This is a genomic window from Streptomyces sp. DvalAA-14 (assembly GCF_900091855.1).
GTDB lineage: Bacteria > Actinomycetota > Actinomycetes > Streptomycetales > Streptomycetaceae > Actinacidiphila.
Genome location: NZ_FMCH01000573.1, coordinates 1 through 15,799 on the forward strand (window position 1 = coordinate 1; position 15,799 = coordinate 15,799).

Below are 15,799 nucleotides of genomic sequence, written 5' to 3' on the forward strand. Positions count from 1 at the left end.
ACTGTCGACGGTGTCCCGATCGCCCTGACCCGCAAGGAGTTCGACCTGCTGGCGCTGCTCGCGCAGCGGCCCGGTGTGGTCTTCCGCCGGGAGCAGATCATCAGCGAGGTGTGGCGCACGGTCTGGAAGGGCACCGGCCGCACCCTGGAGGTCCACGTGGCCTCCCTGCGTGCCAAGCTCGGCACCCCGGCGATGATCGAGACGGTCCGCGGGGTCGGCTACCGGCTCGTCGTCCCGGCCGGCTGACGGCCCGCCAGGAGAGGACCCGCCGCCGTGAGCTCGCGCCTGCTTCCCCTGCTCATCGTGCTGATGGCCGGCGTGCTGCTGGCGCTCGGCTTCCCGCTGGCCGCCAGCCAGGCCGCCGCGCAGCAGCAGCGCGTCGTGGTGGACCGGATCGACGACACCACGCGCTTCGCGGCGCTGGCCCAGTTCGTCACCGCGCGGGACGAGGGAACGGACGCCGTCGACCCGGCCGACGACGAGCGGCTGCACACCCTGCGCACCGAACTCGCGCGCTACCAGGGGCTCTACGGCATCAGCGTCGGTGTCTTCTACCGCGACCGCACCGCGATGGCCGCCGCTCCGCAGGGATGGCGGGTGCCGCCCGCGGGCGAGTTGTACAACTCCTACTACGCGGCGCTGCTCGGCCGCCGTGCCCACGATCCGCAGCAGGTGTGGCCCTGGCAGTCCCGTACCCTCGCCATCTCCTCCCCGATCGTGCGGGACGGGGACGTGGTGGCGGTCGTGGTCACCGACTCGCCGACCGGGGCGCTGCGGTCTCGGATCCTGCACGGCTGGCTGCTGCTGGCGGCGGGCGAGTTCGCGGCGATGGCCATCGCGGTACTGCTCGCGGTGCGGCTGACCGGGTGGGTGATGCTGCCGGTCGCGACGCTGGACCGGGTGACGCACGACATCGCCACCGGCCGGATGAAGTCCCGGGTCGAAGCGGCCGGCGGACCACCGGAACTGCGCCGGCTGGTCCGCTCGTTCAACGAGATGGCCGACAATGTGGAGGCGGTGCTGGACCAGCAGCGGGCCTTCGTCGCCGATGCCTCCCACCAGCTCCGCAACCCCCTGTCGGCGCTGCTGCTGCGCATCGAGCTGCTCGGTCTCGCGCTGCCGGCCGGCCACACCGAAGCCGAGTCGGTGCAGGAGGAGGGCCACCGGCTCGCGCAGGTCCTGGACGACCTGCTCGGCCTCGCGGTCGCCGAGAGCTCCGGCAGCCGGCCGGCCGCGACGGACATCACCGAACTGGCCCGGGTCAGGACGTCGGCGTGGCGGGTGGTGGCCGACCGGGCGGGCATAGCGGTGGAGTTCGCCGAGCCGCCCGGGGGCCGGACGGTGACGGGCTGGGCGGACGCGGTGGCGCTGTCCAGCGCGCTGGACGCGGTGCTCGACAACGCGCTCAAATTCACGCCCGGCGGCGAGTCGGTGTGCGTGCGGGTCGAAGAGGCGGGCGAACGTGTCGCGATCGTCGTCGCCGACGGCGGCCCGGGCCTGAACGACGACGAGCTGGCCCGGATCGGGGACCGCTTCTGGCGCAGCGCCCGCCATCAGAACGTGCAGGGCTCCGGCCTCGGCCTGTCCATCGCGCACGCCCTGCTCGGTCAGACCGGCGGCACCGTCAGCTACGGGCGGCGCGAACCGCAGGGCTTGGAGGTCACGCTGACCGTGCCGCGCACCGCCGACGTGACCACGAGATGAGGGGCCGGCAGGGCGCGGCAGCCGCGTCCGGCGCGGCGGAGCTGCGCCCTGCGCGCCGGAGCCGTGCCCGCCGGTCGGGCCCGCGCGCTACGGCTTGACCGACCGGTAGTAGCGGGCGGCGCCCACATGCAGCGGCAGCGGATCGGTGAAAACAGCGGTGCGCAGGTCCACCAGCTGCGCCGCGTGAACCTTCTTGCCGATCGCGTCCCGGCTGTCGATGACCGCCCGGGTCAGCCGCTCCACCAGGCCGGGATCGGCGTGATCGGTGGTGACCAGCAGATTCGCCACCGCGATGGTGGGAACCGCCTGCCCGTCCTGCGCCTTGGGGTACGCGTCGGCCGGCATCTCCGCCTGCCGGTAGTACTGCATCTGCGATCCCATCGCGTGCAGCTTCGTCACCAGGTCGCCGAGCTGCACCAGTTTGATCCGCGGCACCGGGGAGTCCATCGCGGTCACCGCCGCGGTCGGCAGACCGCCGGACCAGAAGAAGGCGTCCAGCTTGCCGCCGAGCAGCATCGCCGGTGCCTGGTCGATGCCGACCGGGAAGGCCTTGATGTCCTTGTCGATGTCCAGGCCGGCGGCGGTGAGCAGCCGCCGGGTGATCAGATTGACACCGGAGTCCGCCTGCCCGACGCCCACCCGCAGGCCCCGCAGGTCGCGGGCCGAACGGACGGGGGAGCCGCGCGGTACGACCAGTTGCATGTAGTCGTCGTAGAGCCGGGCGCAGGCCCGCAGGTCGGCCCTGCCGGGGCCGTGGTAGTTGGCCACCGCGTCCGCCGCCGCGATGGTGAAGTCGGCGTGACCGGAGACGACCCGCTTGATGTTGTCCACCGACCCCTCGGTGTGGATCAGATTCACCTGTACCCCGGGCAGCGCCGTGCCCAGATCGCGCTTGAGCAGCACCCCATAGGTTTCGTACACACCGTCGGCGACACCGGTCGCCAGCGATATCGGCGCCTTGGGGTAGGAGGGCCCGTCGGACGGCAGCAGCCACCACAGCAGCAGCGCGAGCGCCGAGGCCGTCGCCAGCACCGCTTGCAGCGCCCGCCGCCGCCCGGGTGACCGCGCGTCGAGCGCCGTCCGCAGGCGTCCGCCGAGGTGGGAGAGATCCATGCCCCGCGATCCTGCCAGCCGGGGCGCGGGCGGGGAAGGTGCGGCCGGGCCGGAAAGGCGCCGAAAGGTGCTGGAGGGGCGCCGGAAAGACACCGGGAAGCCGGGCGCCGGCCCGCCGCCGGCTCGCCGCGAGTCCGGAGCGGGTCGCCCGGACGCCCGGGCGGCCGGCCTGCCCGAAGTCCGGCGGGGAACGACTCCGTTCGGGGGACACGCGGGGAGCGCCTACCCTGGTGCCATGACCGCGCAGGACACCCTTCCCCGCAGCTACGAGATCCGCACCTACGGATGCCAGATGAACGTCCACGACTCCGAGCGGCTGTCCGGCCTGCTGGAGCAGGCGGGGTACGTCCGCGCGCCGGACGGGGCCGACGGCGCGGACGTCGTGGTCTTCAACACCTGCGCGGTGCGCGAGAACGCCGACAACCGCCTCTACGGCAACCTCGGCCAGCTGGTGCCGAGGAAGGCCGCCCGCCCCGGCATGCAGATCGCGGTCGGCGGCTGCCTGGCGCAGAAGGACCGCGACACCATCGTCAAGCGGGCTCCCTGGGTGGATGTGGTCTTCGGCACCCACAACATCGGCCAGCTGCCGGTGCTGCTGGAGCGCGCCAGGATCGCCGACGAGGCGCAGATCGAGATCGCCGAGTCCCTGGAGACCTTCCCCTCGACGCTGCCGTCCCGCCGCGAGTCGGCGTACGCGGCCTGGGTCGCGATCTCGGTCGGCTGCAACAACACCTGCACCTTCTGCATCGTGCCTGCCCTGCGCGGCAAGGAGAAGGACCGCCGGCCGGGCGATGTGCTCGCCGAGGTCGAGGCGCTGGTGGCCGAAGGCGTCATCGAGGTGACGCTGCTCGGCCAGAACGTGAACGCCTACGGTTCGGAGATCGGCGACCGGGAGGCGTTCGGCAAGCTGCTGCGGGCCACCGGCCGCGTCGAGGGCCTGGAGCGGGTGCGGTTCACCTCGCCGCACCCGCGCGACTTCACCGACGACGTGATCGCCGCCATGGCCGAGACACCGAACGTGATGCACCAGCTGCACATGCCGCTGCAGTCCGGCTCCGACCGGGTCCTGAAGGCCATGCGGCGCTCGTACCGCCAGGACCGCTACCTCGGCATCATCGAGAAGGTGCGCGCCGCGATGCCGGACGCCGCGATCACCACCGACATCATCGTGGGCTTCCCCGGCGAGACCGAGGCGGACTTCGAGGAGACGCTGCACGTGGTGCGGCAGGCGCGCTTCGCGCAGGCGTTCACCTTCCAGTACAGCAAGCGTCCCGGCACGCCCGCCGCCGAGATGGCCGGGCAGATCCCCAAGGCCGTGGTGCAGGAGCGGTACGAGCGCCTGGTCGCGCTCCAGGAGGAGATCTCCTGGGCGGAGAACAAGAAGCAGGTCGGCCGCACCCTGGAGGTGCTGGTCGCCGAGGGCGAGGGCCGCAAGGACGACGCCACCCGGCGGCTGTCCGGGCGCGCCCCCGACAACCGTCTTGTGCACTTCGAGCGGCCCGCCGAAACGGTCCGGCCGGGCGACCTGGTGACCGTCGAGATCACCTACGCCGCACCGCACCACCTGCTCGCCGAGCACGCGCCGCTCGGGGTACGCCGCACCAGCGCGGGCGACGCCTGGGAGCGCCGCACCTCGACGCCGGCCCCGCAGCCGGCCGGGGTCATGCTGGGCATCCCCACCATCGGCGCCCCGGCGGCCCCGCCCGCGCCGATCGCGGCGGCGGACGGCTGCGCCTGCGGCTAGCCGTCCGGCCGCGGGCCCTCCGGGGCCGCGTTGTCAGAGGTCGTCGGTAGGGTTCCGATCATGCTCGTCGCTGCCGCCGTATGTCCTTGTCCGCCGCTGCTGGTCCCCGAGGTCGCCGCGGGGGCCGCGGCCGAGCTGGACGGGCTGCGTGCCGCGTGCGCGGACGCGGTGGGTGTGCTGGCCGCGTCCCGCCCGGAGCGGCTGGTGGTGATCGGACCGGCCGAGCGCCCGGGCCGGGGCGTGTTCGCGCAAGGCGCCGAAGGCTCCTTCCGCTCGTTCGGGGTGGCGCTGGACGTCACTTTGGGGGAGCCGCCCCGGACGCCGCCCGAGCGGCTGTCGCTGGTGGCTGCGGCGGGAGCCGGGCCCGGGAAGTGGGCGGATGCCGGCGACGTGACACTGCCCGGTGCCGTGCCGCCCGCGGATCCCCGCCCGCTGCCACCGTCCCTCGCTGTCGCCGCCTGGCTGCTGCGGGACTGGAAGGCGGCGCCCGTTGAGGGGCTGGGGGGTGGGGGAGGGGCTGGATCAGGAGCGCTGCGCCACGGCCGGGCGGGCTGTCGCCGGGTCGGCCGGGCGGGTGGCCCTCCTGGTAATGGGGGACGGCAGCGCCTGCCGGACGGTCAAGGCGCCCGGCTATCTGGACGATCGCGCGGTGCCCTTCGACACCAATGTGGCCGCCGCTCTGGCGGAAGCCGACACCGGGGCACTGGCCGCACTCGATCCGGAGCTGGCCCAGATCCTCAAGGCCGCCGGCCGGGCGCCCTGGCAGGTGCTGGCCGGGGCGGCGGAAGGCGCCGGCCTCGGCGGGGCACTTCTGCACGAGTCGGCGCCGTACGGAGTGGGGTACTTCGTGGCCACCTGGACCTGACCGGATCCGGCAGGGGGCATGGGCTCGACCCGGGCGCGTTCCCCCGGATTGCCCGGACCCGTCCCGGCCCACGGCGGGCACGCCCTGACCCTTCGCGCCCGCATGGACTCGCCGCGGATGGTGGAAATCCGCGGCTGTCCGGTTCGGGTGGCGCGCTCGCTCGCCGGGTCTCGCGGCGCCGATGGACGGTTCGGGTCAGGCGGGGCCGTCGCCCTTGTCGTGGCCCTCGTCCATCGGGTCCTGCGCCTTCTGGGTGCCGGGGTCCATCGGGTCGTCCTGCCGGCCACCCCTGTCCATTCCTTGGTCGGCATCGTCCCCGTGCTGCCGGGTGATGTCGTTGCTGCGGCTCTTCGACATGCCGAGCTTGTCCTTGAGCGTGTCCATGAAGCTCATCTGGCACCTTCCTCCGAAGACGACTGCCAGGAGAGGGGTTCGATGCGCCGTTGCATCCGGTGTTCGGCGAACATGCCAAACTACCCCAAAACGCCCTCTTCCCTTTCGACCTTACTCGCGCCGCCGGATTCCTGCCCCGCGTCGGCCCCGGCCCGCTCGTTCGATCCGGACGGCCCGTCGATCTTTGCGAGACTGGCACCGTGAAGAATCGTGTGATCGCTGTCGTCGGACCCACCGCGGCCGGGAAATCCGACCTGGCCGTCGCCCTGGCCCGGGCGCTGAGCGGCGAGGTGATCAACGCCGACTCGATGCAGCTCTACCGGGGCATGGACATCGGCACCGCCAAGCTCCCCCTGGAAGAGCGTCAGGGCATCCCGCACCACCTGCTGGACATCTGGCACGTGACCGAGGCGGCCAACGTCGCGGACTACCAGCGCCTGGCCCGCGCCGAGATCGACCGGCTGCACGCGGCGGGCCGCGTCCCCGTCCTGGTCGGCGGCTCGGGCCTCTATGTGCGGGCCGCCCTCGACGTGCTGGAGTTCCCCGGCACCGACCCGGCGGTCCGCGCCCGGCTGGAAGGTGAACTCGACATGCGCGGGCCCGGCGCCCTGCACGCCCGGCTGGCCGCCGTCGACCCGGAAGCCGCCCGCGCCATACTGCCCAGCAACGGCCGCCGGATCGTGCGCGCCCTGGAGGTCGTGGAGATCACCGGCCGCCCCTTCACCGCCAATCTGCCCACCCACGAGTCGGTGTACGACACCGTGCAGATCGGCGTCGACGTCCCCCGCCCCGAACTCGACGAGCGGATCGCGCTGCGGGTCGACCGGATGTGGGAGGCGGGGCTGGTCGCCGAGGTCCGAACCCTGGAGGCCGCGGGCCTGCGGGAGGGGCGTACCGCGTCCCGGGCGCTGGGCTATCAGCAGGTGCTTGCGGCGCTGGCCGGCGACTGCACCGAGCAGGGGGCGCGCGCGGAGACGGTGCGCGCCACCAAGCGCTTCGCGCGCCGTCAGGATTCGTGGTTCCGGCGTGATCAGCGGGTGCACTGGCTGAGTACCCGTGGTAAGGAACTCGCCGACCAGGCGCTGATGTTGCTCCAAGAAGCGGTCACAGCCTGATCACGTGATGGCATCGGGACGCCCCGGTGTCCAGGAGCGGCCCCCCACGCGTGCCATCATCGAGCTTCAGGTAGCTACGGTGTCGGAGACTCTGGAGGGCGCGTGGCGATGGCAGCCGGCCCACGCGACACCCCACCGGGGCGCGACACAGCGGCGAACACGGGCGTGCCCCGTGCGTCGCAGGAGGATCAGCGGATTCCTGAGTCCCGCCCGCACCGTGAATCACTCGACTCCCTCGAATCCGTCGACTCCCTCGATGCCGAGGAACCCGGGGACCGATTCGGACCTCTGCCGCGCGGGGATTCTCTGGGCTCCAACGGGTCCCTTCACCCCCTCGACGCTCTCGACCCCCTTGATTCCATCGATCCCCTCGACCCCCTGGGTTCCGCCGAGCACCTTCCGCCCATGGAGGACGGTCAGTCGTTCGGTGAGCTGCGCCCCCAGCGGCGGCTGCGGATCTGGCAGCTGGCCCCGATCATCGCGCTGGCCGTCGGCGGCTCGCTGATGTTCGCCTTCCCGCTCGCGTTCGAGTCCGGCGACGCCGGACCGGTGGTGGCCATGCTCGGCCTGCTGCTGTTCTGCTGCGCCGCCGGCTGGGGACTGATGGCGGCCCGGCGGATCGGTCAGACCTGGCCGGGACTGCCCGCCCGGGGTTCCGGGGCCCGGCCCGACTGGCGCTACGTCCTCGGCTACACCGCCGCCATCGGCCTGCTGGCGGTCCTCGCGGTCTGGCGCGTCGCCCGGCTGCGCTGATCCAGGTCCGCGCCCGGGTTGTCCACAGGCACCGCCGCTGTCACGTCGCCGGTCCGCCCCGCCCGCGTACGATCGGACACGTGACTGACGCCGTGCCCGCCACCGCCCCGCCCGCTCGCGTGCCGTTCCTCAAGGGCCACGGGACCGAGAACGATTTCGTGATCGTTCCCGACCCCGACGGCCTGCTGGAGCTGTCCCCGGCCGCTGTGGCACGCCTGTGCGACCGCCGGGCAGGGCTGGGCGGCGACGGCCTGCTGCGGGTGGTCCGCTCGGCCGCCCATCCGGAGGCCGCCGCGCTGGCCGCCGAGGCCGAATGGTTCATGGACTACCGCAACGCTGACGGCAGCATCGCCGAGATGTGCGGCAACGGCGTACGGGTCTTCGCCCGCTACCTCCAGCGCGCGGGGCTCACCGGTGCCGGCGACCTCGCCGTCGCCACCCGCGCCGGGGTGCGCCGGGTGCACATCGCCAAGGACACCGAGGACGGCGCCCCCGGCGGGGTGACGGTACGGATGGGCCGGGCCGTCCTGCCCGGCGGTGAGATCACGGTCACCGTGGACGGCCGCAGCCGGCCCGCGGTGCATGTCGGCATGGGCAATCCGCACGCGGTCGTCTTCGTCGCGGACCTGGCGGAGGCGGGGGACTTGCTGCGCGCGCCCGATGTCCGCCCGGCCGAGGCCTACCCCGATGGCACCAACGTGGAGTTCGTGATCGAGCGGGGCCCCCGCCACGTCGCGCTGCGGGTGCACGAGCGCGGCTCCGGCGAGACCCGCTCCTGCGGTACGGGCGCCTGCGCGGTGATGGTCGCCGCCGCCCGGCGTGACGGCCTGGATCCCTCGGTGACCGGCCGGCCCGTCACGTACACCGTGGACGTACCCGGTGGCCGCCTGGTGATCAGTGAGGGCGCCGACGGCGAGATCGAGATGACCGGGCCGGCGGTGATCCTCGCCGAGGGATCCATAGACCCCGACTGGCTCGCCCCCTGACCGGGCGCGGGCCGCACCGCGGGGCGCGCGGACCGTACCGGCCGCCGCAGGGGAATCGCCATTACCCCACGGCGCAGCCGTACCAGGACGTATCCGGGCGAGAGCCCCGTACGCCTTCGCTCAAATGGGTGACGGGGATCACTCTCGGCGAGAGCGTGACTGCCGCACGTGGTGGGGTCGGTAGCATCAATCACCGGCGCGGCCCCCGGGTCGCGGAGGGCTCCCGCTGCCGGTTCACGCTGCCGGAGGGCCGATGAGCGCAGACAACGCGGTGAACGCGGGACGGCCCGCGCTCGATGCGGGACGGACCGCGGCGGACCGCAAACGCGGTCTGCGCCGCCTCGACCTGCGACTGCTGGGCCGGGCGGCCCTGCTCGGCGGTTCGGGCGGGCGGGACGGACTGCCCGACGCCATCGAGCATCTGATCAAGGTCCACCGCGGCCGCCATCCCGCGGCCGGCCCCGAGGCCATCGAGCGGCTGCGGCGGGCGTACGTCCTCGCCGAGTCGTCCCACCGCGGCCAGACGCGCAAGAGCGGTGAGCCGTTCATCACCCATCCCCTCGCGGTGACCCTCATCCTGGCCGAACTCGGCGCCGAGACCACCACCTTGACGGCCTCACTGCTGCACGACACGGTCGAGGACACCGAGGTGACGCTCGATCAGGTCGAGCAGGAGTTCGGCAAGGCCGTCGCCTACCTGGTGGACGGCGTGACGAAGCTGGAGAAGGTCGACTACGGCGCCGCCGCCGAGCCCGAGACCTTCCGCAAGATGCTGGTCGCGACGGGCAGTGACGTGCGGGTGATGTCCATCAAGCTCGCCGACCGGCTGCACAACATGCGCACGCTCGGCGTCATGCGGCCCGAGAAGCAGGCCCGGATCGCCAAGGTCACCCGCGACGTGCTGATTCCGCTGGCCGAGCGGCTCGGCGTGCAGGCCCTCAAGTCCGAGCTGGAGGATCTGGTCTTTGCCGTCCTCCACCCCGAGGAGCACGCCAGGACCCGGGCCATGATCGAGGCCCACGCCGCAGCCCCGGACCCGCTGGCCGCGGTCGCCGACAGCCTGCGGGCGGTGCTGCGCGAGGCCGGTATCGGGGCCGAGGTCGCCGTCCGGCCCCGGCACGCCGTCTCCGTCCACCGGCTGCTGCTCAAACGCGGCGGCGCCCAGCTCGGCGGCTGCGATTTCGGCAGGCTGCTGGTCCGGGTCGGCGAGGACGCCGACTGCTACGCGGTGCTCGGCGAGCTGCACACCTGTTTCACCCCGGTGATCGCCGAGTTCAAGGACTTCATCGCCGCCCCGAAGTTCAACCTGTACCAGTCGCTGCACACCGCCGTCGCCGACGAGCAGGGCCGGATCGCGGAGGTGCTGGTCCGCACCCACCGGATGCACCGGGTGGCCGAAGCCGGGGTGATCGCGCTCGGTGACCCGCACGCCGGCGCCGAAGCGGCACCGCCCGGCGACGGGGATGACAGCTCCGCCGCCGGGGCCGAAGGCGGGGTGCGGGTCGACCCGACCCAGCCCGGCTGGCTCGCCCGGCTGCTGGAGTGGCAGCGCGCCGCCCCCGACGCCGACACCTTCTGGACGGCGCTGCGGGACGACCTCGCCCAGGACCGGGAGATCACCGTCTTCACCACCCAGGGCGGCGACGCCTCCGGCACCGTCCGGCTGCCCGCCGGCGCCAGCTGTGTGGACGCCGCCTACGCGGTGCACGGCGGCTTCGGACACGCCTGTGTCGGTGTGCGGGTCAACGGCCGGCTCGCCCCGCTGGGCACCCGGCTGCGCGACGGCGACACCCTCCAGCTGCTGATGGACGAATCCGCCACCTCCGGACCGGACCGTGACTGGCTGGAGCACGCCATCACCCCGGCGGCCCGGATCGCGATCACCCGCTGGCTGACCCAGTACCCGGCCGCGACGGGCCAGGAGCAGACCGGGCGCAGCCCGGCGCAGCGCCCGGTGGCCGCCGCCGACAGCGGCCCCGCCCCCGAGCCGGTCGCCGTCACCGACGTGCCCGACGCGGCCGTACGGCTGGCCCGCTGCTGTACACCGGTGCCGCCGGACCTGGTGACCGGATTCGTCATCCGCGGCGGCACCGTGGCCGTACACCGCACCGAATGCCCGACCACCGCCCGGATGACCGCCGCCGGGCGCGAGCCCGTGCCCGTCCTGTGGCGGGACGGCAGCCCGGCCGGGGGATACCGCGCCACCGTGCTCGCCGAGGCGCTCAGCCGCCCGCGCCTGCTGGCCGACCTCACCGAAGCCATCGCCGCACAGGACATCGGCATCGTCTCCGCCGCGGTGGAGCCCCCGCAGGAGCACCGGGTCCTGCACTCGTACACCGTGGAGCTGCCCGATCCGCGGGCGCTGGGGGCCCTGATGCGGGCCATGCGGTCGGTGCCGGGGGTCTACGACGTCTACCGGGCACGGCCGGCCGCCGCGTGGGCGGACCGGGACCGGTGAGGGAATTCGGCCGGTCCCCGATCCGTTGTTCGTGCTGACCGTGGTGTGGCCCGAGGGCCCGCTGGGCAGGCGTGAGGAAAAACCGTCGGGGAAACCGGAGTGACCGTTTCCCCGGCGCGTGGGACCATCGCCATGACGGTGCGCGACAAGCCACCGGACCGTTGACCGTACGACCAAAGGATCCAATGACTTCCACCTCTTCTTCCTCTTCGGACAACCGCCAGCGCCTCCCCGAGAGCCTTCGGGCCGACGCCCTGATGGAAGAGGACGTGGCCTGGAGTCATGACATCGACGGTGATCGGGACGGCGAACAGCTGGACCGGTACGACCGCGCGTCGCTGCGCCGGGTGGCGGGACTGTCCACCGAGCTCGAGGACATCACCGAGGTCGAGTACCGGCAGCTCCGCCTGGAGCGCGTGGTACTCGTGGGTGTGTGGACCACCGGCACGGTGGACGACGCCGAGAACTCGCTGGCCGAGCTGGCCGCCCTCGCCGAGACGGCCGGCGCCCTGGTGCTCGACGGGGTGATCCAGCGCCGTGACAAGCCGGACCCGGCCACGTACATCGGCTCCGGCAAGGCTCGTGAGCTGCGGGACATCGTGCTGGAGACCGGCGCCGACACCGTCGTCTGTGACGGTGAGCTGAGCCCCGGCCAGCTCATCCATCTGGAAGACGTCGTCAAGGTGAAGGTGGTCGACCGGACCGCGCTGATCCTCGACATCTTCGCCCAGCACGCGAAGTCCCGTGAGGGCAAGGCACAGGTGTCGCTGGCCCAGATGCAGTACATGCTGCCGCGGCTGCGCGGCTGGGGTCAGTCGCTGTCCCGGCAGATGGGCGGTGGCGGCGCCGGCTCCTCGGGCGGCGGCATGGCCACTCGTGGTCCTGGTGAGACCAAGATCGAGACCGACCGGCGGCGCATCCGCGAGAAGATGGCCAAGATGCGCCGGGAGATCGCGGAGATGAAGACCAGCCGCGACCTCAAGCGCCAGGAGCGCAAGCGCCACAAGGTGCCGTCGGTGGCGATCACCGGCTACACCAACGCCGGCAAGTCCTCGCTGCTCAACCGGCTCACCGGAGCCGGGGTCCTGGTGGAGAACGCGCTGTTCGCCACCCTGGACCCGACCGTGCGCCGGGCGGAGACGCCGGGCGGACGGCTGTACACGCTCACGGACACCGTCGGATTCGTCCGGCACCTGCCGCACCACCTGGTCGAGGCCTTCCGCTCCACCATGGAGGAGGTCGGCGACGCCGACCTGATCCTGCACGTGGTGGACGGCTCGCACCCGGTCCCGGAGGAGCAGCTGGCCGCGGTCCGCGAGGTCTTCCGCGACGTCGGCGCGCTGGACGTGCCGGAGATCGTGATCGTCAACAAGGCGGACGCGGCCGACCCGCTGGTCCTCCAGCGCCTGATGCGCAACGAGAAGCACGCCATCGCGGTCTCGGCGCGGACGGGGCAGGGCATCGCGGAACTGCTCGACCTCATCGACCAGGAACTGCCCCGGCCGCACGTCGAGGTGGAGGCCCTGGTGCCCTACACGCACGGCGGACTGGTCTCGCGGGTGCATGTCGGCGGCGAGGTGCTCTCCGAGGAGCACACCGGTGACGGCACCTTGCTGAAGGTGCGGGTCCACGAGGATCTGGCCGCCGAGCTGAGTCCGTTCACGCTGGCGGCGCGGCACTGAGCGCCTGAGCGCCGCGTCCTTGGCCTGACGGGGCACATCGACAGGTAAGACAGGTAAGGACCCGCCTCCATGGAGGCGGGTCCTTACCTGTGCCCAGTTGTGCCCACCTGCGCATACCACCGGGCCGGCGGCGTCCGCCACCGCGCCGTTCAGCGGAACTTCCGGCTCACCCCGTCGAACACCTTTTTTGCCTCGGCGCCCAGCCGCGGGCCTGCCAGCCATGTGTTGGCCGCCGGACCGATCGACGTATTGCTGATCAGGGCGGGCCTGCCGTCCGGTCCGGTCGCGAACCAGCCGCCGCCGGAGGAGCCGCCCGTCATCGTGCAGCCGATCCGGTACTCGGTCGGCGCGCCCGCGTCCACCGACAGCCGCCCGGGCTTCCCCGCGCAGGCGTACATCCGCTGCCCGTCGTACGGCGCGGCGGCCGGATAGCCGCGGGCCCCGACGGTGCCGATCGCGGTCACCGTGGGCGCGTCGAACCACACCGGCATCGCCCCGCCCACCGTCTCCTCCAGCGACTTGCCGCTCGCGCCCTGCTCCGGGACCACATGCAGCACCGCGAAGTCGTACGGTGAACCGCTGCCGCCCGACTCCGAACCGGAGGCGATCCACTGGTCGGAGGTGCTCGCCCAGTCCGCCCACCACACGCCGTACGGCGCCAGCACGTCGCGGGAGGCGCCCTTGAGCGCACCCGCGTCCAGGCCCCCGTCGTCGTAGGACGGCACGAAGGCGACATTGCGGTACCAGCCGCCGGCCTTGCCCGCGTGGACGCAATGGCCGGCCGTCCAGACCAGGTCGGACGTACCCGGGTGCGCCGGGTCCCGCACCACCGTGGCCGAGCAGACCATCGAGCCCTTGGGGCCGTCGAAGAAGAGCTTGCCGGCGCCCGGGGCGCTGTCGTGGTAGGGCGGGGCGACCGGTCGGGCCGGCACGGGCGCCGGGGCCGGGTCCGTCTGCCCCTGGTCGGCCGCGATGTCGCCGGAGACCTGCTTGTCGTTCTGATCGGCGTTCTTCATCCGGTCGTCGCTCCACAGACCGTGGATCACCGGGTTGACGAAGTCCGCGGCCTTGCGCAGCCAGCGCGACTTGTCCCAGTCCTTCCAGCCGCCGTCCCGGTACGCCTGCTCCCACTTCTTGAGGTCCTGCAGGCTGGTGGGAAAGGAGGTCGGGAGCTCGGCCGCGCCGCGGCCGCCGCCCGCCGTCACCGACCCGGTGGGCTTGGGATCGGCGGCGCTCCCCGATCCCGACGGGCCGCACGCGGTGACGGTCCCCCCGAGCAGTACGGCGGCGGCCACCGCCGCCAGCACGGGTCCTCGAACGCGCGACGTGGACGGCGGCATGGACGGTTCCCCCTGGATCCCGGTGCGCGGCAGGGCCGTTGACGCTGTGGAGGACGAACGGCCGTGCCGCCCGGTTCCCCGTGGGCAAAGTTCTGTCAACCCCCCGTGATCGGTTCGTCACCGCGTCGTTAGTACGGATGGGGGACGACGAGACAGGATGCCGAGTCGGAGGAGGGAACACGTGGCGGCCTTGTCGAGCGTGCCGGGCCAACTGGCGGCACTCACCGACGACTTCACCGCGGGGGAGGGGATTCTCCGCCGGCAGGCCCAGCGCGAGTCCGCGGCGCGCACCTACGCCCGCTCCCTGCCGGTGGTGCCGGTGCGGGCGCGCGGGATGACGGTGGAGGGCGCCGACGGGCGGCGGTACCTCGACTGCCTGTCCGGGGCGGGGGCCCTGGCCCTCGGCCACAACCATCCCGTCGTCCTGGAGGCGATCAGGTCGGTCCTGGACTCCGGGGCGCCACTGCAGGTGCTGGATCTCGCCACACCGGTCAAGGACGCCTTCACCACCGCCCTGTTCGAGACGCTTCCGGCCGAACTCGCCGAGCACGGCCGGATCCAGTTCTGCGGTCCGACCGGCGCCGACGCGGTGGAGGCGGCCGTCAAGCTGGCCAGGATCGCCACCGGCCACGGCGGGCTGCTCACCTTCTCCGGCGCGTATCACGGCATGACCGCCGGCGCGCTGGCGGCGACCGGGGACGTCGTGGCGCGCTCCTCGGCCGGCGCCCAGGACGGGCGCATCACCCGGCTGCCGTATCCGTACGACTACCGCTGTCCGTTCGGTGTCGGCGGTGACCGGGGCGCGGAGCTGTCCGCACGCTGGGCCGGGCAGCTGCTCGACGACCCCAAGGGCGGGGTGCCGCCGTCCGCGGCGATGCTGCTCGAAGCCGTGCAGGGCGAGGGCGGCGTGATCCCGGCGCCCGACGCCTGGCTGCGGCGGATGCGCGAGATCACCGCGGCCCGCGGCATCCCGCTGATCGTGGACGAGGTGCAGACCGGCGTCGGACGCACCGGCACGTTCTGGGCGGTCGAGCGCAGCGGCATCGTGCCCGACGTGATGGTGCTGTCCAAGGCGATCGGTGGCAGCCTGCCGCTCGCGGTGACCGTCTACCGCGAGGACCTCGACGCCTGGCGGCCCGGCGCCCACGCGGGCACCTTCCGCGGCAATCAGCTCGCCATGGCCGCCGGCGCCGCCACCCTGCGCTTCGTACGGCAGCACGCGCTGGACGAGCGGGCCGAGACACTCGGCAACCGCCTGATGGGCCGGCTGCGCGGACTGGCCGCCCACCATGCCTGCATCGGCGATGTGCGGGGCCGCGGTCTGATGATCGGAGTGGAACTCGTCGACGCGGTCGCGGAACCCGACGAACTCGGAGCACGGCCCAACGCCCCGCACCTCGCCGCCCGCATCCAGCAGGAGGCCCTGCGCCGCGGCCTGATCGTGGAACTCGGCGGCCGGCACGGCAGCGTGGTGCGGCTGCTGCCCCCGCTGACCATCACCGACGAGCAGGCGGAAGCGGTCCTGGACCGGCTGGCCTCCGCGATCGAGGCCGCGCAGGCCGCCGGCCGGGGAGGCCCGGCGTGACGCCGGCAGTCGCCCGCCCCGCCGGCGCCCCGGCCCTCCCACCCTGCCGCGCCGACGCCCT

At 73.1% G+C, this 15,799-nt stretch carries 12 protein-coding genes and 1 pseudogene; 10 read left to right on the top strand and 3 right to left on the bottom strand.

Annotation, left to right across the window (positions count from 1 at the left end):
- A partial coding sequence (locus tag GA0115240_RS31015) for a winged helix-turn-helix domain-containing protein (protein ID WP_141709025.1) occupies window positions 1-246 on the top strand: 246 nt, incomplete at its 5' end.
- Between the two features lie 27 nt (window positions 247-273).
- Entirely contained in the window at window positions 274-1,704 is a 1,431-nt protein-coding gene (locus GA0115240_RS31020; protein ID WP_093741877.1) for a sensor histidine kinase, read from the top strand.
- 87 nt (window positions 1,705-1,791) lie between these two features.
- On the opposite strand, the gene GA0115240_RS31025 is transcribed toward GA0115240_RS31020, so the two are convergent.
- The gene (locus GA0115240_RS31025; RefSeq protein ID WP_093741879.1) at window positions 1,792-2,817 is read right to left on the bottom strand and encodes a TAXI family TRAP transporter solute-binding subunit; all 1,026 of its coding nucleotides are present in this window, start codon (window positions 2,815-2,817) and stop codon (window positions 1,792-1,794) included.
- Between the two features lie 235 nt (window positions 2,818-3,052).
- Here GA0115240_RS31025 and miaB point away from each other — a divergent pair, with 235 nt between their 5' ends.
- Window positions 3,053-4,561, top strand: coding sequence for a tRNA (N6-isopentenyl adenosine(37)-C2)-methylthiotransferase MiaB (gene miaB, locus GA0115240_RS31030; RefSeq protein ID WP_093741880.1), 1,509 nt, complete (start codon window positions 3,053-3,055; stop codon window positions 4,559-4,561).
- 60 nt (window positions 4,562-4,621) lie between these two features.
- Window positions 4,622-5,426 (top strand): annotated as a pseudogene (locus GA0115240_RS31035) (class III extradiol dioxygenase subunit B-like domain-containing protein).
- 195 nt (window positions 5,427-5,621) lie between these two features.
- Here GA0115240_RS31035 and GA0115240_RS31040 read toward each other — a convergent pair.
- Window positions 5,622-5,819: a hypothetical protein gene (locus GA0115240_RS31040; RefSeq protein ID WP_093741882.1), complete on the bottom strand. Its 198-nt coding sequence runs from the start codon at window positions 5,817-5,819 to the stop codon at window positions 5,622-5,624.
- 200 nt (window positions 5,820-6,019) lie between these two features.
- Between GA0115240_RS31040 and miaA the strand changes: the two genes are divergently transcribed.
- The 5 genes from miaA (at window position 6,020) to hflX (ending at window position 12,813) form a co-directional block, all read left to right on the top strand.
- Entirely contained in the window at window positions 6,020-6,934 is a 915-nt protein-coding gene (miaA, locus tag GA0115240_RS31045) for a tRNA (adenosine(37)-N6)-dimethylallyltransferase MiaA (protein ID WP_093741884.1), read from the top strand.
- Window positions 6,935-7,222: 288 nt separating this feature from the next.
- Window positions 7,223-7,687 (top strand): hypothetical protein, encoded by a 465-nt coding sequence (locus tag GA0115240_RS31050; protein ID WP_370673390.1) that lies wholly within the window; start codon window positions 7,223-7,225, stop codon window positions 7,685-7,687.
- An 80-nt stretch (window positions 7,688-7,767) separates the two neighbouring features.
- Window positions 7,768-8,673 carry a diaminopimelate epimerase gene (dapF, locus tag GA0115240_RS31055; RefSeq protein ID WP_093741886.1) on the top strand — a complete coding sequence of 302 codons (906 nt, stop codon included), beginning with the start codon at window positions 7,768-7,770 and terminating at the stop codon, window positions 8,671-8,673.
- A 253-nt stretch (window positions 8,674-8,926) separates the two neighbouring features.
- Window positions 8,927-11,131 carry a RelA/SpoT family protein gene (locus GA0115240_RS31060; protein WP_093741888.1) on the top strand — a complete coding sequence of 735 codons (2,205 nt, stop codon included), beginning with the start codon at window positions 8,927-8,929 and terminating at the stop codon, window positions 11,129-11,131.
- A gap of 185 nt (window positions 11,132-11,316) precedes the next feature.
- The gene (gene hflX / locus GA0115240_RS31065) at window positions 11,317-12,813 is read left to right on the top strand and encodes a GTPase HflX (protein ID WP_093741890.1); all 1,497 of its coding nucleotides are present in this window, start codon (window positions 11,317-11,319) and stop codon (window positions 12,811-12,813) included.
- A gap of 149 nt (window positions 12,814-12,962) precedes the next feature.
- Here the strand turns inward: hflX and GA0115240_RS31070 are convergent, their stop codons facing one another.
- Window positions 12,963-14,153, bottom strand: coding sequence for a trypsin-like serine peptidase (locus tag GA0115240_RS31070; RefSeq protein WP_093741892.1), 1,191 nt, complete (start codon window positions 14,151-14,153; stop codon window positions 12,963-12,965).
- 157 nt (window positions 14,154-14,310) lie between these two features.
- On the opposite strand from GA0115240_RS31070, the gene GA0115240_RS31075 reads away from it, so the two are divergent.
- Window positions 14,311-15,738 carry a diaminobutyrate--2-oxoglutarate transaminase family protein gene (locus tag GA0115240_RS31075; protein ID WP_093741894.1) on the top strand — a complete coding sequence of 476 codons (1,428 nt, stop codon included), beginning with the start codon at window positions 14,311-14,313 and terminating at the stop codon, window positions 15,736-15,738.
- Window positions 15,739-15,799: the final 61 nt, after the last annotated feature.

Coding starts and splice junctions, on each gene's coding strand:
- GA0115240_RS31025 (WP_093741879.1), bottom strand. CDS start 2,817: ATGGATCTCTCCCACCTCGGCGGACGCCTGCGGACGGCGCTCGACGCG.
- miaB (WP_093741880.1), top strand. CDS start 3,053: ATGACCGCGCAGGACACCCTTCCCCGCAGCTACGAGATCCGCACCTAC.
- GA0115240_RS31040 (WP_093741882.1), bottom strand. CDS start 5,819: ATGAGCTTCATGGACACGCTCAAGGACAAGCTCGGCATGTCGAAGAGC.
- GA0115240_RS31060 (WP_093741888.1), top strand. CDS start 8,927: ATGAGCGCAGACAACGCGGTGAACGCGGGACGGCCCGCGCTCGATGCG.
- hflX (WP_093741890.1), top strand. CDS start 11,317: ATGACTTCCACCTCTTCTTCCTCTTCGGACAACCGCCAGCGCCTCCCC.
- GA0115240_RS31070 (WP_093741892.1), bottom strand. CDS start 14,153: ATGCCGCCGTCCACGTCGCGCGTTCGAGGACCCGTGCTGGCGGCGGTG.
- GA0115240_RS31075 (WP_093741894.1), top strand. CDS start 14,311: ATGCCGAGTCGGAGGAGGGAACACGTGGCGGCCTTGTCGAGCGTGCCG.